The organism is Solirubrobacter deserti (assembly GCF_027587175.1).
GTDB classification, from domain to species: Bacteria; Actinomycetota; Thermoleophilia; order Solirubrobacterales; family Solirubrobacteraceae; genus Solirubrobacter; species Solirubrobacter deserti.
The window spans coordinates 43,084-66,270 of sequence record NZ_JAPCID010000046.1; the positions used below are offsets into that span (position 1 = coordinate 43,084).

Below are 23,187 nucleotides of genomic sequence, written 5' to 3' on the forward strand. Positions count from 1 at the left end.
GCGCACGAAGGTCCTCCGGCGCCGACGCCGATCCGCGAACTGGTCGCGCTCGATGGCCCGCTCGAGCTGCGTGGCGAAGTGAACAAGGGATTCGGGCAGCGGTTTGGTCATCGTTCCTCTCTCAGACTCAGTTGAGCGAGACGGCGAAGGGCACGCGACACGCGCAACCGGGCCGCCGCCGGGCGGATCGAGAGCTGGCGCGCGACCTCGCCGTAGGGCAGCTCGTCGATGATGCGCAGCTCGACCGCGTCACGCTCATGGTCGGGCAGCTCGTCCAGCACCGCGGCCAGGGCAAGACGTGGTGACAACCGATCATCGACCGCGGCGTACTCGTCGTCCTCCGCGAGCGCGAGCGGAAGGCCGAGCCGCTCACGCGCCCGCGACTCGATCCGGTCGCGCCGCGCCGACTCGCGCAGCACGTTGTGGGCGATGCCCAACAGCCACGGCAGCGCCCAGCCGTCGTGCTCGTCGCGGAAACCATGGCGCCGCATCCAGGCGCGCGCGAACGTCTCGGCGGTCAGGTCGGCGGCCGCCCAGGCGATCCTGCGCTCGAACCATACGTGCACCCGGCGCACATGGCGGCGATACAGCTCGCCGAAGGCCGCGGCGTCCTGCTCTGCCGCCGCGAGCAGTTCGGCATCTGTCCGCGTGGCACGCTCGTCGTTCCACATACCCCTTCATGACGCTAAGGCAGCGCGCCGTATCCGGGCAGCTCGTGCAACCACGGCTGGCGCCCGGCGCCGCGACGCCCGCAGGCGTAGCGGCTCTCAATATCGCGGCCGCCCGCGTCGAGGTGTAGTCCGGCCACCGGTCAGTCCGCCTAAGCGCGGATCGAATGCGGCGAAAGCTCCCGCAGGCGCAGATTCGCCTCGCGGGGCGAGTCGATCAAGCGCGGCATACCAGCGGATCTCGACCCGCCGTACACGATCAGCGTCGGGCAGAATCGAAGCGAGGAGGCTGTGGTCTTCTACGTCGCCGGCGACCATTACACGGAGGTGCCGAGGCGGCATACGATCACGCCTTCGGCGGCGCGGGCCGCAATGCGGCATTTTGTTGCCCCCGGTGAGTTGTCGCCGGACGTGACCTGGGGGGAAGGCTGAGCCAGCTGCGTTGTCGACGCGGGTGCTGGCTGAGTTCGAGCGCCAGCTGACCACTCGCCCGAAGCTGCGGCGAGTAGCGCTTCGTCAGCTGGCGAGCCCGTAGGCGTGGATGACCGCACCGGTGGCGAAGCGCTTCTGATCGAGGAGCTCGAGGGTGGCGGCGCTGGCCGGGCGGAACAGCGGCTCGCCGCCTCCCTTGATGATTGGGGAGGTGCAGATCCGGTATTCGTCGAGCAGGCTGCCCGCGGCGAGGGCGTCGGTGAGTTGGCCGGTGCCCCAGATGATGATGTCGCCGCCTTCGGCCTGCTTGAGGCGGCTGACCTCGTCGAGCAGGTCGGGGCCGGGGATGACGACGGTCGGGTTCCACGCGGAGGTGTCGACTGGCCGGGAGGCGACGACGTACTTGGTGATCGAGTTGACGTGGTCGGCGAAGGGGTTGCCGCTCCGGGTGGGCCAGGCTTGGGCCATCCCCTCGTAGGTGATGCGGCCGAGCAGCAGCGCGTCGGCGGGCAGCGTCATCTCGAGGCCGTACTCCTGGAACTCCTCTCCGGAGTAGCGGAAGGACCACTTGTGCGGCTCGTCGATGTAGCCGTCGAGTGTGGCGTGGGTGAAGCTGATGATCTTGCGCACGGAACGGTTCTCCCGGTCGAATGGTCAGCGGCGCCGACGGTGTGGGTTCTTCTGGCGTGACGTATCGGAACAGAAGGTCGGCGTCGGCACAACGGGGTCGGCACCACCGGTTCGCGCAGACCCATTGACCCCGTCTGCATAATCCGGGCCGATGCATCGCGGTGGAACAGCGACCTGAACGATGCGGCTCAGGCCCGGCGCGTACCTGATCCTGGGGATGCTCGAGCGGGGCGTCCGGACGGGCTACTCGATCAAGCGCACGGTCGATCGCAGCACGCGCTTCTTCTGGGCGGCGTCGCTCGCCCAGGTCTATCCGGAACTCGCCGCGCTGGAGGCCGACGGCTACGTGACCGGGACAGAGGAGCCGCACGGCAACCGGCCGCGCAAGAGCTACCGCCTGACCGACAAGGGCCGGGCGGCGCTGGGAGAGTGGCTGCGCAGCGAACGGGTGCCGGACTTCGAGCAACGCGACGAAGGGTTGCTGCGGTTGTTCTTCGCCGACGCGCTGCCGCCCGAGGACGCGCTCGAGCTCGTGCGGCGCCTACGCGCGCGAGCGGAGCAGATCGACGCCCGCTTCCAAGCCGAGATCCTCCCGCTCGCGCGGCAGGCCGGCAGTCGCTTCCCGCTGATCGTGGCCCGGGAAGGCGCCGACTACTTCGCATGGCGGGCCGACTGGTTCCGCCGGATCGAGGCCGAGCTCGCGAGCGAGCTCGACGGCACAACACCCTGACCTGAGCGACTGTCCGCCCGCGTTTCCTCCGTCGTGGGAAGGCGACGGCGCCGAGCGGTTTGCGGTTCCGCACGCGACCTGCCGTCTTGCGAAGCGCCGGGGCTCGAGCCCGACTCGACGAGAGCGGATCGGGCACGCCGTCAGAGTGGCGCTTCGACGAAGGGACCTTCTTGGCGAAACCGCGTCTCGCACCGTTCGGGCCAGCAGACGCGGGCGAGTCGACCCCTCGCGCGCTACCGGCGATCAGCTACGCCGAGAATCCTTTGCTGGGCCCCACATGGGGCCACGGGCATCGTCCGGTCCGCCGCTTGGCGTGCGGAAGCCCTGTATCAGCGTCACCACCGAAGCGACCAAGAAGCAGACGCCGACAGCGAGGAAGAACCAAGCGGCGGGCGGCTCGAGCACGCGTGCAGCGGCGTTACACAAGACTCCGCACCCGACAAGCAAGCCGACCCGACGATTCTTGTCCGCGCGGGGACCGCGGTAGCGCTTCATTCGGCGCGCATTGTCGCCTACGAGTGCCGAGCCGGCTTGACTTCAAGTGCGATTGAAGCTGTAGCTTGCTGCTGAGCAAAGAAGACGGCGAGTCGCTGAGCGCGTACACGGCGCTCCTGCGCGCCGGGGCACGGGCTGACCTCCCCGCTCCCTACGCGGAGCTGTGGGTGGTGCTGAGCGGCACCCTCCGCATCGGCGCAGCCGCCGACCCCGTGACCGTGCACGCCGGCGAGTTCGTGCATGTCCCCGAGCACACGCCCGGTCACGTCGAGGCGCTTGCCGACACCACGCTGGTCTGCGTGTCTGTCCCTGCGCACTGAACACGAGCGCTGCAGACTCCATGCAACAGTGAGCAGGCGTGATGGGGGCACCAGCGACTTGTGCGGACGCGCGCCACGGGACCCAACGGCATCGAGTACCTGGCCTTCGGTCCACGACACCAGGCGGAGGGCGTGCGACGCGCGTGTTCAGAGAACGCGGTCGTCCTGGTGGGCACCGAACCACGCGCTCTGCCGGCTCATGCGGTCGCGTGCCGTGGCCTCGCGGGGAAGCCCGTAGACCGTGCCCGGAAAGTCAAGCGGCTCTTGCACGGCCCAGAGGGCCTCATGCCGGTCCGGCGAGAAGAGCTGGGCCGGGTCGCCCGCTGCGATCCAGCCGATCGGCACGGTGGTCCCGGGCGCAAGCTTCGTGTTGACGTGAACTACGGCATGGATGCGGACTTCGCTGCCTGCGCCGACGGTCGAACCGGGAAAGACCGCGGCCCCTGTGGCGAGGAACGCCCCGTCCTCGACGACGGCGCCGTTGATGTGCGCGTGCGGTCCGACCAGCACGTCGTCGCCGAGCTTGGCCGGGGTGCGACGCCGGCCACGGACGAGCGCGTTCTCCATGACCACGGTGCGCTCGCCAACGTCGACCCGGCCGTCCTCGGCACTCAGGACCGCGCCGAAGAGGATTCGAGCGCCAGCACCGACGTGCACGTCACCGCACAAGACCGCGTTCGGTGCCACATACGCGGACGGATCAACGGTCGGGCTGGCCCCTCGGTGCTCGATCAACATGCTGGTGATGTTCCCAGGCGCCGGGTCCGCAAAGGGAGACTCGCCGTTGGGCGTCATTTGATCCCCTGATTGAATAGGCGCCGTGATGCAGTGGGTCGTTACGGTGCTCCTTGTCGGCATCGTGCTGGCGCTCGGCTGGGACGCGTTCGCACGCGGTAAGCGGGGCCCCGCGCTCGCCTGGTCGCTGGCCGCGGGTGCCGCGGCTGCAACAGCCGGGATACTGCAGGCGCAGAAGTCGATCCGCCGTGGCCGCTCGTCGCGTTGGTCGTCTTCTTCGCGCTGCACGTCGTCGCGATTCGTGCCCAACGACGGATGGATCAACCAGGCGTTCGGACAGCCGACGCACCGAGTGGCGCCTCAAACGAACAGCAGTAGGGAACCAGTGCGGCGCGAACGGGCTCACCGCCCATAGTTCGGCCCCCTTCGCGATCGTCGCGATCCAGCGCCGCTCGACAGACAAGGTGCGCCCGTGCGGTCTTTGCCGGCGGAAGCGGTGGTCAGGCCGCTGAAGCTCGCGGGGCGGGTCGTGTGCCGGTTCAGGGGGCCAGCGACGACGGGACGACCGCACGGGCGCAGCGCAAGCTTTGCCGCAACCCGAGGTGGACCAAACGCCTCTGGACGGGTGTTCGAGCGCGCTCCGACTGTGAAAGCGTGGCCAGGCATGCCACGGCCGCCCGGAACAGCGTGTTCACCGGCTTCCGCAACGTCGGCATCAGGGAGAACACCGTCGTGCCGTCAAGCGGCCGGCCACGCCCAGCTTGCAGGCTGAATCCCGCGCTGCGGGGACTCCTTCGCGCGCGAGTCGACAGTACGGACCGAGCGACCTCAGTTCGCTGAGGCCGCACCCAGGGAGTTCGCGATCGCTCGCGAGACTTGCTCGCGCGAGCGAGCAACGACCGCTGCGCCAAGCGCTTCGCGCCAGCGACCGTCAGTGACCGCGATCGGCTCGAGGCCGAGATCGGTTAGGACCGCTGCCTGGTCGAGATGGTCGGCGATCTGCTCAGCGCGGCGACGAGCCGCGAGGTGCTGAGCACGGTGCAGGGGAGTGTTGCCCTCTTGGGCGGAGAGCTCCATGAGGTCTGCGGCGACCTGCGGCACCGCGCGCCGCGCGCACTTCTCCCATGGCGCGTCCGCGGCGGAATCCACCACAACCTGACGGACCACGCGCCAGCCCGCGTGGTGGGACTGGCAGCGGGCGACCAGAAAGCGCGCGAGCGCCTCCGCTACGACGATCGCGCCGGGTTGCGACCCATACCTGTCCAGGTGCCGAAGCGCCTCGCCCACGTGGCGACCGTCGTCGACTGCGCGTGCCAGCTCCCGCGCTCCTCGTCGCGGACGCTGCCTAGCCCGGGCCAGCGTCACGCGTGCCCCGAAACAGTACGAATCACAGTCGGGTGGGTCACCAGGCTCGCGCCTCGCTGAGAAGCATTGGGCGCGTGGCGATCAATACGTCGATTTGCTCAGTCTAGCCACGATGCGTCTCTAGCAGCAGGCCGAGAGCTTCCGGCTGTGGTGAAACAGGCGTGCGAGACGGGCGGAGCGGACTGGTCCGATCCCGGCGACCGCTCGAAGTTCTCGTTCGTCGGCGGCGAACACGGCCGCGAGCGAGCCGAAGTGCTCGAGCAGCCGGCCGGCGGTGACCGTGGAGATCCCGGGCAGGCAGCTCAGGACGTCGCCGGCGACTTGGTGCAGATCGTCGGTCGGGCGGCGGATGCGCGGCAGCCCGCGAGGCTCGCTGGGGCCTTTGCCTTCGAGCCGGTGCAGGCGCTCCAGCCATGCGGCGCTGTCGGCGCGGTCGGTGGTCTGCAGGAGGGACACGCCGGTGGTCAGCACGCGCGCGAGCGCGCCCTTCCAGCTCGCCTCCGCGATGTGCACGGGCTTGCCTTCGACGATCAGGACGACCGAGGCGTACGCGTCACGGAGGCGGTCGATCTGTTCGAACAGCCGGCGGTCTTTGATGGAGGCGGCGAGGTCGGCACCCGTCTTGCGCTCGACCACGAGCCGGTCGGAGACGAGGTAGTCGCCGGCCGGCAACCGTGCCGGGGCGACCTCCAGGCCGGCTGCGTCGAGTGCCGCCGGGATTCCCGACCGTACCTCGCCGTGATCGAAGAGCACCGCTGCCATGCCGTGTTCAGGGTGTACCCGCGGCGGCGCTTGCTCAGCGGGCACGCGATCCCGCCACCGGCGCGGTTGGAGGCGCGGCTCGCCTCCACGAGCCGTCGGCGACGTGACGGACATCAGGGCCGGTCGAGCGCCAGCTCCGCGAGCGCCGCTCCGGCCGCGCGCGCCGACGCGGTCAACACTTCGCGGTCCACGTTCTCGATCGTGTCGCACTCGCGGTGGTAGCAGCGGTCCAGGCCGGTGAAGAGCCCGCCGACCGGGATGCCCGCGCGGTCGAACGGCGCGTGGTCGGAGCGGGAACCGAGGTCGTCGGACGGCGCGTCCGGGCCGAGTTGGCGACGCAGCGCGGCGGCGATCGTCGCGTCGCCGTCGTAGATCGCGGGCCGCGCGCCCGGCGAGCCGACCATGTCGAGGTTCACGTACGCCGAGATCGCGCGCCGCTGCTCGCGCGAGAGGCCTTCGACGTACTGCGTCGAGCCCACGAGGCCGATCTCCTCCGCGCCCCAGAACCCGAAGCGCAGCGCGACGCCCTCCGGCAGCGCCCGCCCGCCGAGCTCCTCGGCGATCTCGAGCACCGCCGCGACGCCGCTGCCGTTGTCGTTGAGCCCAGGACCTTCCGGCACGGAGTCCAGGTGCGCGCCCGCCATCACGACCCGGCCGGACCCGGCCTCGGCGATCACGTTCGCGGAGCGCCGCTCAGCCGATGACGCGTCCACGCGCACCCGGACGCGCGCGCCCGCGAGCCCCGCGCCGCGCCCGCCCACGGCGACCACGGGCACGCGCACACCCGTGTCCTGCAGCGAGCCGCGCACGGGCGTGCGGTCGCTGATGAGCACGGCCCGCGCGCCGGCGCGCTGGGCGGCCAGCGCCTTCGAACGGAACGAGCACGTGCCGCGCCGGACCAGCGCGACCTCATCGCGGCGCAGTCCCGCGAACGCCGCGCGCGAGCAGCCCAAACCGACGGCGCGCACGCGGCCGGACACGTTGCCGGAGCCGGAGAAGCGCAGCGTCGTCACCTCGATCCGGCGCGAACCGACGGTCACGCGCGGAGCCGTGCGCTCCCGGAACGACGACGCGGCCACGTCCTGCACGCGCACGCGGTACCCCGCGGCGCGCAGGCGCCCGGCGAGGTAGTCGGCCGTCGCGCGTTCTCCGGCGGTGCCGACGGAGCGGTGGCCGCCGTGCTCGGCCGCGATTCGTTGCAGCGCGGTCAGGTGCTCGTTCAGGCCCTCCGTGGTGATCCGCTGCTCGACGCCGCCGAGCGGGAGCGGGGCCTGGCGTGGCCGCGGCCGCTCGTGGTCGCCGTCACCGCCGCAGCCCACCAGCAGCGCGGCCGCGGCGACCGCGATCAGTCGCGCCGACGATCCAGAGCCCACGCCGCGATCACCCCGCCCAGCGCGCCGAACGCGTGCCCCTGCCAGGACACGCCCGGCGTCGGCACGAACCCGAACGCGAGCGTGCCGCCGTAGACGAACAGGACCACGACGCCGACGACGAGGTGCAGCGCGCGACGGCTCCAGAGGCCGCGCGCGATCAGGTACGTGATGAAGCCGAAGACGACGCCGCTGGCGCCGATGTGGAGCGTCGTCGCAGGCGCGACGAGCCACACGCCGAGCCCGCCGACGAGCGCCACGATCGCGGTCACCGACACGACGCGCACCAACCCGCTCAGCGCGATCACAGCGCCGAGCACCACGAACGGGATCGTGTTGCCGAACAGGTGTCCGAAGCCGCCGTGCAGGAACGGCGCGGCCACGATCCCGACCAGGCCCTCGGGATCGCGCGGGCGGATCCCGGCCGAGTCGAGATCGCCGGCCAGCACGTCGACGATCTCGACCATCCACATGACCGCGGCCATCACCGCGACCACCATGAGCCCGCGGACCCGATCGTCGCGCCGCGGCTCCACCTCGCCCGTGCTCACCATGCGCGCCACGATAGGCGCGCACGCTTACGCGCAGATCAACCCATGCGCACGCAGATCGCGGTCGCGAACACGGTGTCCGCCGTGGCCGTGGTGTTGCGGTAGATGACGGTCCAGCCCGTCGGCGTCTGCCCCGTCATGCGGGGGTAGGAATCGGTCAGCGTGGAGACCTCCGTTTCGGTGATCCCACCGCCGCCGGTGGCCATGTGGCCGGCGGGGCAGTCGACGGTTGCCACCACGGACGTGGCGCCCGGGGCCGCGGGGACGTCGGCACCGTCAACGCTCGCGACGGCCACGGTCGGTGCCGGACCGGCCGGGCCGGCCGGGCCCGTCGGCCCTGCGGGACCCGCCGGGCCTGCCGGACCCGCCGCGCCGCGCGGCCCGGTCACCGAGCCCTTGAAGTCCTTCGCCGTCAATGACCGGTCCTTGATGTCCGCGCCGGTGAGCGAGGAGTCCTTGACCTGCTTGCCGGTGATCAGCGTGGCCGCCGTCGCGCCGGCGCCGCCGACCAGCAGCACGGCGACGAGCGCTCCGACAATGACCTTCAACGTGGCGCGCATGACTGCCCCTCCTCGCGGTTGACCACACGAACCTCCCAGAGAAGGGCACAACGATCAACTATTCCTGACGGAACGGGTCCGAGAAGCGCTTGTCGGTCAATACGCGCTTGTCGGTGAGCGTCTTCAAGAACGCGACGAGATCGGCCTTGTCCCCCGGCTCGAGCACGATCTCGGAGATCAGCGGGTCCTTGTACGGGTTCGCCCGCCCGTCGCCGGCGAGCGGGCCGTCGGTGATCAGCCGGCCGCCGTTGGCGTAGTGGTCGACGGCGGCCTCCAGCGTCGGGATCGAGCCGTCGTGCATGTAGGGCGCGGTGACCTCGACGTTGCGCAGCGACGGCGCCTTGAACGCGCCCATGTCCTTCGGCTCGCCGGTCAGCTCGAACACGCCGCGGTTGAGCTCCGGGAACGCGCCCGTGCCGGCCACGTTGTAGAGGCCGGTGTTGTGGAACAGCGGCTTCTCGGCCGGCGAGCCCTGGTAGGTCACCTGGTCGTTGAAGATGAACGAGCCGTGGCAGTGATGGCACTCGGCGCGCTCGCCCATGAACAGCTCCATGCCGCGCTTCTCCGCGGCGGTCAGCTTGACCTTGCCCTGCAGGTAGCGGTCATAGCGCGAGTCGGCTGAGATCAGGCTGCGCTGGAAGGCGGCGATCGAGCGGATGATCGTGGTCCACGAGATCGGCCGCTGCTGGCCCGGGAACGCCCTCCGGAAGCGCGCCCGGTACCACGGGTCCTTCGTGATCCGCCGCAGGACCGCGTCCTTGTTGGCGTCCGTCACCCCCATCTCGACCGGGTCGGCGCTGAACAGCGGCACTTCCATCTGGCGCTCGAGGCTCACCAGCGCAGGGTTCGCCCAGGTCAGCGTCGAGTTGTAGACGACGTTGATCAGCGACTGTGCCCCGCGCGGGTGCAGCTGGCCGGTGGAGCCCACCGCCTGTCCCTTGCCGTCGGTGAACGCGAGCTCCTGGCGGTGGCAGGAGCCGCACGACTGCGTGCCGTTGCCGGACAGCCGCACGTCGTAGAACAGCCGCCGGCCGACGGCGACCTTCGCGTCGCTCATCGGGTTGTTCTTCGGGACGTTCGGCTTCGGGAAGCCCTTCGGGAGCTCCCAGCGGTACTGGGGCGGCGCCGACGCGGAGGCCATGCTGTGTACGACGAAGGAAGCCGCGGCAATCCCGGCCAGCAGGAGCAGTCGGCGCCGCACCGCGCTCATCGGTCGATCGGGCGAAAGACGGTCTGCTTGCCCGACAGGCCGAAGGCGCTGAAGATGCCAGCGCACTCCGGGTCGTCCGGGCCCGACATGCAGCCCGGCGCGTTCCCGCGGTTGAGCGTGATGTCGTTGCCGGCGAGCATCGCGCCGACGTCCACCGCGACCTGCTGCCCAGCCGGATCGAACGTCTTGAGCTTGACCGCCGGGCGGTTGGAGGCCGCGCACTTGACGGTCGCGCCCGTCGCCGGGTTGCCCTCACAGCCCGCGCTGCCGAGGTGGATGAAGAACGTCTTCGCGCTCCACGCGCCGGTCGCGCCGCCCGGGTCGGCGAACTCGATCTTGGTGAACTTGCGGCCGACCTGCCAGGACCACGCCATCGCGGCGCTGTTGAGCGGGGCGGGCACCGCGGGCGCGTCCGTGTGGTTGAGCGCGAACGGCACGCCGACCGTCCAGCGCACGCCCACGTACTTGCCCTTCGGCACGGTCCCGCGCACGACGTCGTTCATCGCGGCGGAGCCGTCGACCGAGCACGAGCCGGTGCCGTCCTCCAGGTCGATCAGCGTCACGCCGACGCCGTCGCGCGTGACGCGGAAGGCCGAGTTCTTGGCGAGCTTGACCGGCACCTGCTTGCCGCCGCGCCGGATCAACTTGACCTCGGAGACGAAGAAGCGCAGGTCCTGCAGTTGCGCGGCCTGGGCGGTCGAGCCGAGACCCGGGATGGGCGTCCCGCACGCGATGGGCTCGTCCCCCGCGACCGCCGTGAACTTGAGGTCGACCTTCTGCTGCTGGGCCTGCGCGGGCGCAGCCGACAGGGCCAGTGCGAGCGCAAGCGCGCCGCACACGCGAACGTGAGGCATTGATGTCCTTCAGGCGAGTGGGCACGTGTCCCGCGGCGGGTGAGAGGTCCGCCGCGGGACACGCAGGAGAACCGATCGCCGGGCAAGCGATCGGGGTGCCCGGCGGGGATGAGGCCCCGCCGGGCCGTGGAGCGCGTGAGGAGAGGAGTTCACGCATCTCCGCGCCGCCGGCTTGGGCACAGGCCGGCGGCACGTGGGGACGGGCGGCGCTTAGGCGGCCGCCGCGAAGCTGGGCGGGCCGCGGAACGTCCGCGGCGCACGAGCGAACAGCGAGCGGTGCGGGGCGGGCCGCGCCGGACGCCAGCGTGGCGCCGGAGCTCGCCGGCTGCGCAGCGCCGCTCGCACGTGAAGGGCGATGAGGCGCTCCTCCCCGACGTAGCGGCCGCTCGCCAGCAGGGCGAAGATCGCGACCAGCGGCAGCGCGAACAGCGCAGCGCCCGGGCCGGCCGCGAAGAGCACGGCGAGCACCACGAGGGCGGCGAGATGAGCACGGCGGAACCGCATGACCTTTTCCAGCTTTAGCGCACTGTCGACATCGCCGTCAAGGGGCGAATTTGCAGGACTTTCGCTGGTTGAAGGCAGGGGCGATCGACACGCCGCCGGCGCGTGAGAGTCAGTGCTCGTGGGCGAGCGCGAGCGGCGGCGGGCGCATCGCGAGCGCGGTCGCGAACGACCGTCCCACGGGGCGCACGAACAGCGGCAGCGGCGGACGCGGCGACGAGGCCGCGCGGGCACGAGTGGGCGCCGCGGCCCGCGTGATCAGGCGCTCGATCAGCGCCTCGCCCGGCCGCACGCCGAGCGTGAACAGCGCGAGCAGGACCAGCGCGGGCGCGAACGCGAGCGCGAGCCCGGGATCGGCCACCCCGGCCGCGAGTACGAGCGCCAGCAGCGCGGCGAACGCCAACGCGGTGCGACGCGGCATGACCAGGGCGCGCTGCATGACCGTCCGCAGTTCTATCGACTCGCGGCGAGCGCGTCAACGACCGCCTCGGCCGCCTGGGCGATCAGCGCGTCGTCGTGCTCGTCGTCCTCGCGCGGGCGGTTGGTCATGACGGCGAGCACGATCGGATCGCGGTCCGGCGGCCACAGCACCGCGATGTCGTTGCGGGCGCCGTAGGTCGCACCCGTGCCGGTCTTGTCCCCCACCTTCCACCCGTCCGGCACCCCCGCGCGGATCAGCGCGTCGCCGGTGGTGTTCGTGCGCAGCCACTTGATGAGCTGCCGGCGCTCCGGGCCGGGCAGGACGTCGCCGAGCACGAACGCGTTCAGGTCGCGTGCGAGCGCGCGCGGGGTGCTCGTGTCGCGCTTCTGGCCCGGCGTCCAGAAGTTCAGCTCGGGCTCGGCACGCTCCAGCCGCGTCGCCTTGTCGCCGGCCGCCTGTTCGAGGATCGCGTCCAGGCCCTTGGGTCCGCCGAGGCGCTCGAGCAGCAGGTTGGCCGCGGTGTTGTCGCTGTGGCGCACCGCGGCGTCGCACAGCGCCTTGAGCGTCATGCTGCCGCCGAGCTCGCGTTCGGTGATCGGCGAGTACGCGTTCACCAGGCCGGTGATCTCGACCTCCTCGTCGAGCTCGTCCAGCCCGTACTCGCGCAGCATCGCGGCCGCGGCGAGCGCTTTGAAGGTGGACGCGAGCGGGAACCGCTCGTTCGCGCGGAACGCCAGCTCACGCCCGCTGCCGGTGTCCAGCGCGTAGACCCCGAGCCGCGCGTCGAACTCGCGCTCCAGCTGCCGGAACGCGCGCGTGTCGGGTGTGGCGGTCGCAGTCGGCGTGGGGGCGGTCGCGGTGGCCGTGGCGGTCGGTGTCGGCGCGGGCGCGGCGGTCTCGCCACAGGCCGTCAGGGTGAGCAGCGCGGCGGCGGCACAGAGTCTCCGGAGCACGCGGATCAGGGATACCGCATCCTCGTGTCGAGAGACCCGGATCGGCTCCGCTCACCAGGTGAAAGGGCCACACGACCACCCCGGAGGAACACGATGCCCAAGTACCTGTTGCTCAAGCACTACCGCGGCGGCCCAGAGCCGCACCGTCCCGTGCCGCCGATCGACCAGTGGGCGCCGGAGGACGTCGAGGCGCACATGGCGTTCCAGGATCACGTCAGCCGGCTGCTCGAGGAGAGCGGCGAGTACGTCGACGCGCGGGCGCTCACGCCGGCGCAGACGTGGGTGCGCTACGGCGGCCCGGACGCGGCGCCCGTCACCACCGACGGCCCGCATCCGGAGACCAGCGACCTGGTCGCGGGCTGGTGGATGATCGACGTCGACTCCTACGAGCGGGCGGTGGAGCTGGCGGCCTACGTCTCCTCCGAGCCGGGCCCGGGCGGTGAGCCGCTGTACGAGTGGATCGACGTCCGGGAGATCCTGTGGGAACGTCCCACCGACTGACCGACGGGGCCGCGCTGCGGGACCTCGTCCCGCGCGTGCTCGCCAGCCTCGTCCGGCGGGGCGAGGCCTTCGACGCCGCCGAGGACGCGCTGCAGGAGGCGCTGATCGAGGCGCTGCGGGTGTGGCCCGAGCACCCGCCGCGCGACCCGCGCGCGTGGCTGGCGGCGGTCGCGACCCGGCGGCTCGTCGACGCCCGCCGCAGCGAGGCCGCACGGGCGCGCCGCGAGGAGGAGGTGCAGGCCGAGCCGCCGCCCGGCCCGGTCAGCGACGCCGGCGACGACACGCTGTTCCTGCTGTTCACCTGCTGCCATCCCGACCTCGCCCCCACCTCGCAGGTGGCGCTCACGCTGCGCGCGGTCGGCGGCCTCACCACGCGTGAGATCGCCGACGCCTTCTACGTCCCGGAGGCGACGATGGCGCAGCGGATCAGCCGCGCCAAGCGCACGCTGCGCGGGCGTCGCCTCGACCAGCCCGGCGACCTCGCCGTGGTGCTGCGCGTGCTCTACCTGATCTACACGACCGGCCACTCGGAGCGGGTGGACCTGGCGGCCGAGGCGATCCGGCTCGCCCGCCAGCTCACGCTCGCCACCGAGGAGCCGGAGGCGCGCGGGCTGCTCGCGCTGATGCTGCTCAACCACGCTCGGTGGCCGGCGCGCTTCGACGCCGAGGGCCGGGTCGTCACGCTCGACCGCCAGGACCGCAGCCGATGGGACACGCGCGCGATCGCGGAGGGCGTGCGCGTGCTGCAGTCCGCGCTGGTCCTCCAGCGCCCGGGCCGCTACCAGATCGAGGCCGCGATCGCCGCCCTGCACGACGACGCGGCCAGCGCGGAGGAGACCGACTGGCCGCAGATCCTCGCCTGGTACGACGACCTCGTGGCGCTCACCGACGACCCGCCGCGCCAGGACCCGGCGGCCGTGCTCGGCCGCGCCGTCGCGGTCGGGCACGTCGTCGGTCCGGTCGCCGGGCTGCTCGAGACCGACCGCGTGCGTGGGGTGCTCGGCGACCGCTACCGCTGGCACGCGGTCCGCGCCTACCTGCACGAGCTCGGCGGTGACCGGCTGGCGGCGGGCGCCGCCTACGCGGAGGCCGCCCGCCGGGCCACGAACGTCGCCGAGCGCGACCACCTGGTCCGGCAGGCCGCGCGCGTGCGAGCTAGCGGAGCTTGATCGTGCGCTTGAAGTGCAGGCCCTGGCGGACGATCGCCGACTGCAGCGAGTTCAGGCGCGCGCCGTAGAGGGCGAGCGGCGGGAAGCGGTAGCCCTCGACGCGGATGGTGTCGCCCGAGGACTTGGAGTTCAGGATGTCGCAGACGTCCTGGAACTTGCGCACGGGCGTGCCGTCGATCTCGTAGATCGTGTCGCCGAACTCGAACTTCTTCTTGTCGGCGGGCGAGCCGGCGTCGACGCTGAGGACGACGAGCGCGCTGCCGGTGCGGCCGGTGGTGCGCGGGCGCAACGGGAGCTGGCCGCCGGTCATGGGCAGCAGCTGCCAGCCGACGAAGCCGCTGTTCTTGCCGGCGGTGAGGTCGGCGAGCAGGGTCTTGACGCGGTCGATGCCGATGGCGGCGTTCTGGTTCTGGCTGCCGCCGCGGCCGCTGGTGAAGGTGTTGACGCCGATCACCTGGCCGGCCTCGTTGAACAGCGGGCCGCCGGAGTTGCCGCCGTTGAGCGGCGCCTGGTGCTGGATGACCTCGGGCAGCGAGGGTGAGGCCTTGCCGAGCGTCGACTTGCCGGTCGGCGCCGAGACGATGCCCTCGGACGCCTGCAGGGTGCGGTCGGACACGCGCTCCTCGAACGCGGACGGGTAGCCGAGCGCGATCACGCGGTCACCGGCGGCGACCTTGGAGGAGGTGCCGAGCTGGGCCTCGACCAGGTTCTTCGGGGTCGGCCGCAGCGAGACGAGGGCGAGGTCCTCGCACGGCGCCTGGGAGACGACGCGCGCGCTCATCTCGGTGCCGCCGCCGACCTTGGCCTTGATCGACGTCTGACCCGCGACGACATGCGCGTTGGTGAGCACGAGGCCTTTCTCGGCGTCGACCACGATGCCCGAGCCGCCGCCCGACAGCGTCGTCTTGCGGCCGCGATTGAAGCCCGGGCCGCGCGTGGTGAGCTCGACGGTGGACGGCGCGCCCTTCTTGATCTGCTGCGCGACGGTCAGCTTCTTCGGCTCCACCGGGCTCTTGACCGCTTCGCCGTCGTCGCCGCCGCCGGCCGCGAGCGCGACCGCGACCCCGACCACCGCAAGCCCGGCGACAACGCCGCCGCCGATGAGGGCGCCGCGCGGGACCGCGCGCGAGGGGACGGTCGGCTGCTTGGCAGCCGCGGCCGGCGTGGCCGGGACGGCGAGCGGCGTGCGCGGCGTGTCCTGCTGGCGGACCCGGCCGAACTGCGTCGGCTGCGCGGAGCGCCCGAGCGGGTCGAGCAGGCTGAGCTTGGTCTGGCCGACCTCGATCATGTCCCCCGGCTGCAGCCGGCGGCGCGTCGTGACACGCTCGTTGTTGACGTAGGTGCCGTTGGTCGAGCCGAGATCCTGGATCTCGAGGCCCCCGTCGGGCGTGGCCTGGATGCGTGCGTGGCGGCGGGACAGCTCGGGATCGTCGGCGAGGCGGCCGTCGTCATCGTCCGCGAGGCGCCCGATGAGGAACTCGCCCCTGCCGACGACGATCTCGCGCCCCTTGGCGTTTCCGTCCGTGACCAGAAGCTTGTGCGTGTCCGTCGGGGTCATGGCGTGAGTTCTATGGCCGTCGGGTCAAGGGCTCCAGGGCCCCATGGTGTCGTCGGGGGTCACCCCACCCGGTACCCCGCCTCTTCGAGGCGGTCGAACGCCCCCTGCAGCGAGGTCTCGGCGCGCCGGGCGGCGCTGCGGGCTTGGGCGTAGGCGCGTTCGCGGCCGCTGCGGGCGGCCTGAGCGGCGTCCCCGTACGCGTCCGCGGCGGTCTTGACGCGGCTGGTGATCTGGGTCGCGAGCGCGCGCTCGGCCGGTCCGGCGGCGAGCTCGGTCTGCCCCGCCTCGCGGTATGCGCCGGCGAGCGCAGCGAGCGCGTTGGCCTGGGCGGTGCGTGTGCGGGCGCGGCCCAGCGCGCGGGTGGAGGCCGAGCGTGCGGCCTCCAGCTCGGAGGCGAGCCCGTCCACGTCCTCGGCGAACTCGGCGCTGGGGCCGACGGGCCGCGTGTCGTGGCCTTCGAGCCTCAGGCTCGCGGCGGTCTCGTCGCAGGCGCGCTGCGGGCCGTGGCACGCGACTGCGGCCGCGCCCGTGGTGAGCGGGACGACGTAGACCGTCAACGGCTTGTCGAACCCGTTCGGACGCAGGTCACGGAAGCGCATCGCCTCCGCCTCGCCGAGCTTGACGCGATCGTCGGTCGCAGGCGGGTTCCCGAGGCCCTCGAGGAACCCGGCGGGGAGCAGCTGCGGGCCGGAAGGATCGGTGAGCGTGCCGGCGACCGCGCCGCCGTCGGAGGCCCCGATCGACACCGGGTCCTTGAGATCCAGCCCCGGGATCACGGGCGCTTCCGCGCGCCGCCACCCCGTCGGCGCGGTGAGCTGCACGCCACCGGCGGACACGGTGACCGGCGCGGGCGCCGCCACCGGCTCGGGCGAGCCGGAACGTCCCGCCAGGAACGCGCCCACGGCGGCCCCGACGACGATGACGGAGAGGACCGCGAGCGCGGGCCGCCGCCGCTGGGCCGCTTCGGACGTGGTCGCGCCGGCGGCCGCGGTGCGCGCCGACACGCGCGTCTCGGGGACGGCCTCCCGCGCCACGTAGGGCGTGTCGCCCGCCGCAGCTCCGCGTTCGGACACGCGCGTCTCGGGGGCCGCCTGTCCCGACTGCGCCCCGCGCTCGGACACGCGCGTCTCCGGCGCCGCCTCGCGCGCCTCCGCCGGCGCTTCGCCCGCCCATCCGCGCGTCTCGGGGGCCGCGGCCGCGCCGGCGCTCGCCGGCGCGGCCGCTCGTCCGGAGGCCGGCGTCTCGGAGGGTGCCGCCCGCACGGCGCCCGACGCTTCCTCCCCTGCCCTACGTTCGGATACGCGCGTCTCGCGCGCCGGCGTTTGCGGGGAGCGCACGCGCGCGGAGATCCGGGTGTCCGGCGCGGTCTCGGCCGGCGGCGGCGTGGCGACCGCCGCCGCCGTGCGCAACGGCGACGCGGGCGTGTCCTGCGCGGCCGCAGGCGTGTCCGCGCGGGGCGCCGCGGCGCGAGTGGTGCCGCGGACGGTGGTCGGTGAGCGCCGGGGATCGGTCGGCATCGGCGAGCCGAACGGGCCCGGCGCGTCTTCAGCGACGTCCGCCAGCGCCTCGGCGGCCGCCGCGACCATCGCCGAGGCGGACTCCAAGCGCTCCCCCGGCTCCCTCGCCAGCCCGCGCGCCATCACCGCGTCGCTCGCCCCCGGCAGGTCCCCCCGGCGGGCCGTCACGGACGGCGCCGGGTCGGCGACATGCGCGTACAGCAGCGCAGCGTCGGTCAACCGCACGAACGGGACCTCGCCGGTCAAGCACTCGTACAGCACGGCGGTGAGCGCGTATTGGTCGCTGCCGCGGCCGCCGATCTCGCCCGAGATCAGCTCGGGAGCGACGTAGTCGAACGTGCCGACGAACTGTCCGGTCTTCGTGACGCCCGTCGCGCCCGCTTCCTTGGTCAAGCCGAAGTCGGCCAGGTACGCGTGGTCACGCGCGCCGACGAGGATGTTCTGCGGCTTGATGTCGCGGTGGATGAGCTCGGCCTCGTGGGCGGCGTCGAGCGCGTCCGCGATCGGCCCGAGCACGCGCAGCGCGCGCGCCACGCTCAGCCCGCCGCCGAGGATCAGCTCCTTCAGGTTGCTCCCGCGCACCAGGCGCATCGCCAGGAACAGGCCTTCGTCGACCTCGCCCGCCTCGTACACGGGGACGATGTTCGGGTGATCGAGCGCCGCCTGGATCAGGCCTTCACGCCGGAAGCGTTCACGGAAGTCCTGGTCCGAGGTGAGGACGTCGGCCAGGAACTTCAGCGCCACCGTGCGGTTCAGCGAGAGCTGCGTCGCCGTGTAGACGACGCCCATCCCGCCGCGCCCGAGGACGCCGTCGATCCGATAGCCGGCGACGATGTCGCCAGGAGCGAGCACGGCTCAGCCGATCTCTTCGACCGGACGCGTCGCCGGCTTCTTCTTCGGTGTCGGCGAAGACGGCGACGGGGTCGTGGGCCGCGGGTTCGACGGTGCTGCGGTGGCGGCGGGCGGTGCGGTGGTGGTGGTGGTGGTCGTGCGCTGCGTCGGCGCCGGAGCCGACGACGACGACGGCGGCGTGGCCGCCTGCGGCTTCTTCTTGGGCTTGGGCGCAGGACGCAGCGCCGGGATGGCACGTGCGGCGGTCACCCCGGAAGCCGAGACGGGCGCGCCGGGCGCCAGCGGCTCAGGCGTCGGAGCGGGCGCGACGACCGGCGCTCCCGCGTCCGCGCGGGTCACCCGCCCGAGGCCGAACGCGACCGCCACAAGGCTCACACCGACCAAGGTCAGCACGACGATCCGCATGTCAGTAGCACGCTCCCTTTACGGGCGTGGACCTGCCCTCCGGCAGGCAGCGCGTCCACGACTGGGTCATCGTCGTCTTCTTCACCGTGTAGCGGTAGGTCTCGCCGTTGTAGCCCGGCCGCGAGACGCTCACGTCGATCGTCGTGCCCGGCTTCAGCCGACCCGCTCGGAGCTTCTTCGCGCTCACGTTCAGTCGCGACTTGGTCGGCCGCAGCGTCTGCTTCTTGCAGCCGCGCGAGCACCGGACGGTGACCGTCACGCCCTTGCGCGTCCCGCTCAACCGCAGCTCGCGCATGATCACGCCGCGGCCGCTCGTCGGGACGATCCGCCACTTGACGTCGACCTCCTGGCGCTTGCGGTCCTCGCACCCGTCCTGGTTGATGTCCCGCCCGCGCGTGCCGGCGCCGGGGCACTTGTCCTGGGCGCCGCGGATGCCGTCCCGGTCCGGGTCGGGATCTCCGGCGCTGTTGCCAAAGCCGCCCGTGGTCGTGGGCACCCCGCCGCCGGTTCCGCCACCCGTGCCGCCGCCGGACCCGTCGTCGGCGAGGAACGCCGTCGACAGCCCGAAGTCACCGGACGCGGGAGAGCCTGTCCGCCGCGTGAGGCCGCCGATCTGGATGTGGTAGGTCTTGCCCGCCTCCAGGCCGCGCACCGCGAGGCCTTCACGCCCGTACGTGTCGCCGTTGTCGAACGAGTCGTCGGAGCAGATCCGCTGGCCCGTCGCCACGTCGTAGATGGCCATCCGCGCGTCGATGCCGACCAGCGCGACGATCAGGATGCCGTTCTGGTTCGGGTGCACGGCCGCCCACACCGTCCGGCCGAACGTGGACCCGTCCGGGCAGGAGAGCTCCTCGTCGCTCTCGGCCACCGAGCTCTTGTTCTCGGCCCCGATGACGTGCGGGGCGTCGAGCGTGGGCATCGGCGTGCCGGGCGCGTTGATGCAGTACGGCCCGCTGCGGTACTCGCCCGCGAGCGGCGCAGTCTGTACGCAGTTCGTCTGCGCGTGCGCCGAGGGGGCGAGCAGCGTCATCGCCGCCACCGCCAGCAGTACCCCTGTCGCCGTCCGCAAGCCCATCCGTGCCTCCAGGAAAGTACACCACCGCTGTCGACACGGTGTTAACAAGACGGATCCGGTCACGCCGAATTCACGCAATGAGCAGCCGGAGACGGGTCCCGCCGACGCGCAGCTCGTCGCCCTCGAGCAGCGGATGCGGCAGCGCGATGCGCGCGCCGTTGACCCACGTGCCGTTGGTCGAGTTGAGGTCGTTCACGCGCGCGCCGTCCTCGAAGACGGTCACCAGCGCGTGCCGGCGGGAGACCTGGTCGTCCTCGATCACGATCCCGGCCGTGTCGTCGCGCCCGATCGCGATCGCGATCGCGCCCGCCAGCGGGAACTCCCGGCCGCTGTCCGGACCGTCGAGCACGACGAGCCGTACGCCCGCGGACCTAGAATCGCGCACGGCCATGGCCGTTCCCTCCCCCGTCGACATCAAGGCCCGCCTCGAAGCCGAGCGCGCCGGCACGCCGTTCCTGCTCTTCCGCGACGGCGAAGACGTCCAGCACATCCGCCCGCTCGAGCCCGCCGAGGCGCCGATCAGCATCGGCCGCGCGCCCGAGACCGCGCTCACGATCGCGTGGGACCCGGACGTGTCCCGGTTGCACGCCGAGCTGGAGATCTCCGGCGGCCAGTGGATGCTCGTCGACGACGGCCTCTCCCGCAACGGCTCGTTCGTGAACGGCGAGCGGTTGGTGGGACGGCGGCGCCTGCGGGACGGGGACGCGCTGCGCTTCGGTGAAACGCTCGTGCAGTTCCGCGCGCCGCTGCAGGGCGCGTCGCACGCGACGGCCGTCGCCGCGAACCTGGCGACCGCGGCCGACCTGACCGAGGCCCAGCGCCGCGTGTTGGTGGCGCTGTGCCGGCCGTTCAAGGACGGCGACGCCTTCGCCACGCCCGCCACCAACCAGCAGATCGCGGCGGAGCTGTTCCTGTCGGTCGACGCCGTCAAGGGCCACCTCCGCACGCTGTTCGCGAAGTTCGGGGTGGACGAGCTGCCGCAGATGCAAAAGCGCGTGCGGCTGGCCGAGCGGGCGTTCCTGACGGGGGTCGTGACCGAGCGCGAGCTGTAGCACGGGCCAGGTTGTATGCGCCGCGGCCCGGCGCCACCACCAACCCGAGGTGTTGACCGGGCCACACCCCGGAAGCTCGAGCCGGTCGCAGTGGTGCCCGACCGGCTTGCGCGTCCTACTGCGCGCGAACGACGCGCGTGGCCCGGAAGCGGTACCCGTCCTGCACGGGCCCGCCGAGGTCCTCGACGTCGCACGTCACCGGTTCTCCCGCCGTGAGCCCGCGGAAGCCGGGACCGTCGATCGCGCTGAAGTGCACCCAGATGTCCTGCTCGATCTCCGGGCTGGCGAGCACGCCCCAGCCCTCCTCGTCGCTCCAGGACTTCACCGTGGCGTTGAGCATCCGGGGATTGTCGCGTGCCGGCGCGACAGCGCACCGAGCGCCACACCGGTCGCGACCCACAGCGGACCGGTGTCGACGAGGCCCTCGATGACGAAGGCGCGCCCGAGGACGAGCAGCGCGCGCCGGTGGCCGGCGACCCCGAACAGCGAGCCGCCGCCGAGCGCGCCCGCGACCCAGAAGGCGACGGACCCGGCGCTCTCGAACGCGCCGGTGACGGCGTAGAAGCCGGCGAGCTGGCCGAGGCCGGCGACCGCGCCGGCGGTTGCGGCCCGGCGCCAGTTGGCCGCGAACGCGCCGAGGAGGAACGGAACGACGAGCCACGTGCTGAGCGAGTTGGCAAGCTGCTCAGGCGTGCCGGTGAGGTGGAGGCGGCCGAGTCCGCTGAGGGTTCCCGCGGCGAGACCCACGGCCACGGCTCGGAGGTGCATGGCGGTGAGCGTAAGCGCCCCGGGCGGGCCCGATGTGTGGGGGGTGTGCAGATGTCGTGCAGTCCGGTATGGTCGCTCGGAAGGCGCGCCGTAACACACACTTCTCTGTTAATCGGAGGTGTTGAAGATGGCTCACGGCCACTACCGGCTCGGTGAGAGCACGCCCCAGTCGGTGTACTACGACCAAGGACGGTTCGGTCGGCTGTTCCCGTCCCCACTGCCACCGTTTGCCGAAGACACCAGGAGGGTGAAGGAGGCACTCGCCGAGGTGGGTGCCAAAGGTGGCCCGATGGACGCCCGTGACCAGCCCGGCGATCCGGTCGCGCTCATCACCCAGGCGCCCCTGTTCAAGAACAACCCTGACAACCCGAAGCTCACCGCCGGGTTCACCTTCGTCGGGCAGTTCCTCGACCACGACATGACGTTCGATCCGACCTCGAGCCTGCGCCGCCAGCAGGACCCGGAGTCGATCCGCAACTTCCGCGTGCCGGCGCTCGACCTCGACAGCGTCTACGGCAGCGGCCCGGTCGTGACCTGCCCCGCAACAGCCAGAACCGGGCGCTGCTCGGTGACCCGCGCAACGACGAGAACCTGATCGTGTCACAGCTTCACCTGGCCATGTTGCGCTTTCACAACCGAGTCGTCGACGATGTCAAGGATGAGTTCGGACCTACTTACACCAAGCGGGAGATCTTCCGCGAGGCACAACGGCGTGTGCGGTGGCACTATCAGTGAATGGTGTTGCACGAGTTTCTGGTCAAGACGGTCGGGGAGCCGCTGGTGAAGACGGTCCTCGACACGGGCCCGAAGTACTACTCGTGGAGGCATGACCCGTACATACCGGTGGAGTTCTCCGTCGGCGCCTACCGCTTCGGTCACTCACAGGTGCGCCCGAGCTACCGCGCGAATTTCGGTACCAATGGGGATGACATCGGCCAGCAATTCTTCGCGTTCTTCAGCGACCACCAGCTCGATCCCACCGACGTCGACCCCGCCGACCTGCGCGGCGGGTGCCGCGCGCCACGGCGCTTCATCGACTGGCAGACGTTCTTCGACAAGCGCACGCCGTTGTGGTTCTACGTGCTGCGGGAGGCCGACCTCAAGCAGAGCGGCCAGCGACTCGGGCCGGTCGGCGGCCGGATCGTCGCCGAGGTCATCATCGGGCTGATTCGCGGGGATCGCGACTCCTACCTGCGCCAGGACCCGGAGTGGACCCCCACCTACGGCGCCGGCGACGGCTTCACGATGGTTGATCTGCTCAACACCGCGGAGGTCGTCGCGAAGCTCTGATCTCGCCGCCCGGGACGGGTGTGCACCTTTGGATGCCCGTTCGCGCTCCGAATTCCGGGCGGGGTCCGTAGCCTGTACGGATCACGTCGGTCGGCTCGTACAGCGAAGGCAGGAGCGCTCGTGGCCGCGCCTGAGCGCATCGAGGACGCACGCGCGCCCGAGTCCCCGGTGGCCGCGGCCGCGCCTGCCCTGGCCGCCGCTGCGCCCGTCAGCGCTCCGGCAGGCCCGGGCAGCATGGGCGTCGACCAGGTCCTGAACCTGCAGCAGAGCATCGGCAACGCCGCGATCTCGTCCTACCTCGGAGCCGCCGCTCCGGGTGGTGCCGCGCCGCCGGCGCCGCCGCCCGCCGCGCCGGTCGCGGCCGACACGGCGATCATGCACGGCCTCCGCGCCATCGCGGGTGAGCGCGCGAACGGCGCGGCGGCGCCGGGGAAGTCGGAGGC

The 23,187-nt window shown here is 72.0% G+C and carries 29 protein-coding genes and 1 pseudogene; 10 read left to right on the forward strand and 20 right to left on the reverse strand.

Going from position 1 to position 23,187, the window contains the following annotated elements; genetic code table 11:
• Positions 1–107 precede the first annotated feature (107 nt).
• A complete protein-coding gene (locus OJ962_RS25430) occupies positions 108–671 on the reverse strand; it encodes an RNA polymerase sigma factor (protein WP_202957002.1) in 564 nt (187 codons plus the stop codon).
• 255 nt (positions 672–926) lie between these two features.
• Between OJ962_RS25430 and OJ962_RS34535 the strand changes: the two genes are divergently transcribed.
• Positions 927–1,100, forward strand: coding sequence for an Imm1 family immunity protein (locus tag OJ962_RS34535; RefSeq protein ID WP_407697543.1), 174 nt, complete (start codon positions 927–929; stop codon positions 1,098–1,100).
• An 84-nt stretch (positions 1,101–1,184) separates the two neighbouring features.
• Here the strand turns inward: OJ962_RS34535 and OJ962_RS25435 are convergent, their stop codons facing one another.
• Positions 1,185–1,730 carry a dihydrofolate reductase family protein gene (locus tag OJ962_RS25435; protein WP_202957003.1) on the reverse strand — a complete coding sequence of 182 codons (546 nt, stop codon included), beginning with the start codon at positions 1,728–1,730 and terminating at the stop codon, positions 1,185–1,187.
• Positions 1,731–1,911: 181 nt separating this feature from the next.
• On the opposite strand from OJ962_RS25435, the gene OJ962_RS25440 reads away from it, so the two are divergent.
• Both OJ962_RS25440 and OJ962_RS25445 read left to right on the forward strand, forming a co-directional pair.
• Entirely contained in the window at positions 1,912–2,460 is a 549-nt protein-coding gene (locus OJ962_RS25440; protein WP_202957004.1) for a PadR family transcriptional regulator, read from the forward strand.
• Positions 2,461–3,020: 560 nt separating this feature from the next.
• Positions 3,021–3,275: a cupin domain-containing protein gene (locus OJ962_RS25445; RefSeq protein WP_202957005.1), complete on the forward strand. Its 255-nt coding sequence runs from the start codon at positions 3,021–3,023 to the stop codon at positions 3,273–3,275.
• 147 nt (positions 3,276–3,422) lie between these two features.
• Here the strand turns inward: OJ962_RS25445 and OJ962_RS25450 are convergent, their stop codons facing one another.
• From OJ962_RS25450 to bla, 11 genes are all read right to left on the reverse strand, one after another.
• The gene (locus OJ962_RS25450; protein ID WP_202957006.1) at positions 3,423–4,013 is read right to left on the reverse strand and encodes a gamma carbonic anhydrase family protein; all 591 of its coding nucleotides are present in this window, start codon (positions 4,011–4,013) and stop codon (positions 3,423–3,425) included.
• Positions 4,014–4,838: 825 nt separating this feature from the next.
• Positions 4,839–5,297 (reverse strand): hypothetical protein, encoded by a 459-nt coding sequence (locus tag OJ962_RS25455; RefSeq protein WP_202957007.1) that lies wholly within the window; start codon positions 5,295–5,297, stop codon positions 4,839–4,841.
• A gap of 198 nt (positions 5,298–5,495) precedes the next feature.
• A complete protein-coding gene (locus tag OJ962_RS25460) occupies positions 5,496–6,137 on the reverse strand; it encodes an ERCC4 domain-containing protein (protein WP_202957008.1) in 642 nt (213 codons plus the stop codon).
• 113 nt (positions 6,138–6,250) lie between these two features.
• Entirely contained in the window at positions 6,251–7,510 is a 1,260-nt protein-coding gene (locus OJ962_RS25465) for a M20/M25/M40 family metallo-hydrolase (protein ID WP_202957009.1), read from the reverse strand.
• Positions 7,483–8,061 carry a rhomboid family intramembrane serine protease gene (locus tag OJ962_RS25470; protein WP_202957652.1) on the reverse strand — a complete coding sequence of 193 codons (579 nt, stop codon included), beginning with the start codon at positions 8,059–8,061 and terminating at the stop codon, positions 7,483–7,485. The genes OJ962_RS25465 and OJ962_RS25470 overlap by 28 nt, the downstream gene beginning before the upstream one ends.
• 35 nt (positions 8,062–8,096) lie before the next feature.
• Positions 8,097–8,618 (reverse strand): hypothetical protein, encoded by a 522-nt coding sequence (locus OJ962_RS25475; RefSeq protein ID WP_202957010.1) that lies wholly within the window; start codon positions 8,616–8,618, stop codon positions 8,097–8,099.
• Positions 8,619–8,676: 58 nt separating this feature from the next.
• Positions 8,677–9,828, reverse strand: coding sequence for a methanobactin export MATE transporter MbnM (locus tag OJ962_RS25480; RefSeq protein WP_202957011.1), 1,152 nt, complete (start codon positions 9,826–9,828; stop codon positions 8,677–8,679).
• Positions 9,825–10,682, reverse strand: a complete 858-nt coding sequence (locus tag OJ962_RS25485; protein ID WP_202957012.1) for an MbnP family copper-binding protein — start codon at positions 10,680–10,682, stop codon at positions 9,825–9,827. Before OJ962_RS25485 ends, OJ962_RS25480 begins: the two co-directional genes overlap by 4 nt.
• A gap of 210 nt (positions 10,683–10,892) precedes the next feature.
• Positions 10,893–11,186 carry a hypothetical protein gene (locus tag OJ962_RS25490; protein WP_202957013.1) on the reverse strand — a complete coding sequence of 98 codons (294 nt, stop codon included), beginning with the start codon at positions 11,184–11,186 and terminating at the stop codon, positions 10,893–10,895.
• A 109-nt stretch (positions 11,187–11,295) separates the two neighbouring features.
• Positions 11,296–11,622, reverse strand: a complete 327-nt coding sequence (locus OJ962_RS25495; RefSeq protein WP_202957014.1) for a hypothetical protein — start codon at positions 11,620–11,622, stop codon at positions 11,296–11,298.
• Positions 11,623–11,636: 14 nt separating this feature from the next.
• On the reverse strand, positions 11,637–12,566 hold the full coding sequence (gene bla / locus OJ962_RS25500; protein WP_407697544.1) for a class A beta-lactamase: 930 nt from the start codon (positions 12,564–12,566) through the stop codon (positions 11,637–11,639).
• An 84-nt stretch (positions 12,567–12,650) separates the two neighbouring features.
• On the opposite strand from bla, the gene OJ962_RS25505 reads away from it, so the two are divergent.
• Together OJ962_RS25505 and OJ962_RS25510 are read left to right on the forward strand one after the other, a co-directional pair.
• Positions 12,651–13,058, forward strand: a complete 408-nt coding sequence (locus OJ962_RS25505; protein WP_202957016.1) for a YciI family protein — start codon at positions 12,651–12,653, stop codon at positions 13,056–13,058.
• Complete coding sequence (locus OJ962_RS25510; protein ID WP_202957017.1) at positions 13,037–14,227, forward strand: RNA polymerase sigma factor; 1,191 nt, start codon at positions 13,037–13,039, stop codon at positions 14,225–14,227. Before OJ962_RS25505 ends, OJ962_RS25510 begins: the two co-directional genes overlap by 22 nt.
• Here OJ962_RS25510 and OJ962_RS25515 read toward each other — a convergent pair.
• From OJ962_RS25515 to OJ962_RS25535, 5 genes are all read right to left on the reverse strand, one after another.
• A complete protein-coding gene (locus tag OJ962_RS25515) occupies positions 14,214–15,785 on the reverse strand; it encodes a trypsin-like peptidase domain-containing protein (protein WP_202957018.1) in 1,572 nt (523 codons plus the stop codon). The two genes, OJ962_RS25510 and OJ962_RS25515, sit on opposite strands and share 14 nt — an antisense overlap.
• A gap of 59 nt (positions 15,786–15,844) precedes the next feature.
• The gene (locus tag OJ962_RS25520; protein ID WP_270006693.1) at positions 15,845–18,154 is read right to left on the reverse strand and encodes a serine/threonine-protein kinase; all 2,310 of its coding nucleotides are present in this window, start codon (positions 18,152–18,154) and stop codon (positions 15,845–15,847) included.
• A gap of 3 nt (positions 18,155–18,157) precedes the next feature.
• Positions 18,158–18,559: a hypothetical protein gene (locus OJ962_RS25525; protein ID WP_202957020.1), complete on the reverse strand. Its 402-nt coding sequence runs from the start codon at positions 18,557–18,559 to the stop codon at positions 18,158–18,160.
• 1 nt (position 18,560) lies between these two features.
• The gene (locus OJ962_RS25530; protein ID WP_202957021.1) at positions 18,561–19,634 is read right to left on the reverse strand and encodes a hypothetical protein; all 1,074 of its coding nucleotides are present in this window, start codon (positions 19,632–19,634) and stop codon (positions 18,561–18,563) included.
• 70 nt (positions 19,635–19,704) lie between these two features.
• Complete coding sequence (locus tag OJ962_RS25535) at positions 19,705–20,025, reverse strand: FHA domain-containing protein (protein WP_270006694.1); 321 nt, start codon at positions 20,023–20,025, stop codon at positions 19,705–19,707.
• Here OJ962_RS25535 and OJ962_RS25540 point away from each other — a divergent pair.
• Positions 20,024–20,686, forward strand: a complete 663-nt coding sequence (locus OJ962_RS25540) for an FHA domain-containing protein (protein WP_202957023.1) — start codon at positions 20,024–20,026, stop codon at positions 20,684–20,686. The genes OJ962_RS25535 and OJ962_RS25540 overlap by 2 nt on opposite strands.
• Before the next feature lie 115 nt (positions 20,687–20,801).
• Here OJ962_RS25540 and OJ962_RS25545 read toward each other — a convergent pair whose 3' ends face one another.
• Both OJ962_RS25545 and OJ962_RS25550 read right to left on the reverse strand, forming a co-directional pair.
• On the reverse strand, positions 20,802–21,026 hold the full coding sequence (locus OJ962_RS25545) for a cold-shock protein (protein WP_202957024.1): 225 nt from the start codon (positions 21,024–21,026) through the stop codon (positions 20,802–20,804).
• On the reverse strand, positions 21,008–21,454 hold the full coding sequence (locus OJ962_RS25550; RefSeq protein WP_202957025.1) for a DUF6518 family protein: 447 nt from the start codon (positions 21,452–21,454) through the stop codon (positions 21,008–21,010). The genes OJ962_RS25545 and OJ962_RS25550 overlap by 19 nt, the downstream gene beginning before the upstream one ends.
• 127 nt (positions 21,455–21,581) lie before the next feature.
• Between OJ962_RS25550 and OJ962_RS25555 the strand changes: the two genes are divergently transcribed.
• The 4 genes and pseudogenes from OJ962_RS25555 to OJ962_RS25565 all read left to right on the forward strand — a co-directional run.
• Entirely contained in the window at positions 21,582–22,049 is a 468-nt protein-coding gene (locus OJ962_RS25555; protein WP_202957026.1) for a peroxidase family protein, read from the forward strand.
• A 2-nt stretch (positions 22,050–22,051) separates the two neighbouring features.
• Positions 22,052–22,189 (forward strand): hypothetical protein, encoded by a 138-nt coding sequence (locus OJ962_RS34540; protein ID WP_407697542.1) that lies wholly within the window; start codon positions 22,052–22,054, stop codon positions 22,187–22,189.
• Positions 22,190–22,744 (forward strand): peroxidase family protein, encoded by a 555-nt coding sequence (locus OJ962_RS25560; protein ID WP_270006695.1) that lies wholly within the window; start codon positions 22,190–22,192, stop codon positions 22,742–22,744.
• A gap of 120 nt (positions 22,745–22,864) precedes the next feature.
• Positions 22,865–23,187 (forward strand): annotated as a pseudogene (locus tag OJ962_RS25565) (hypothetical protein); the annotation flags it as partial.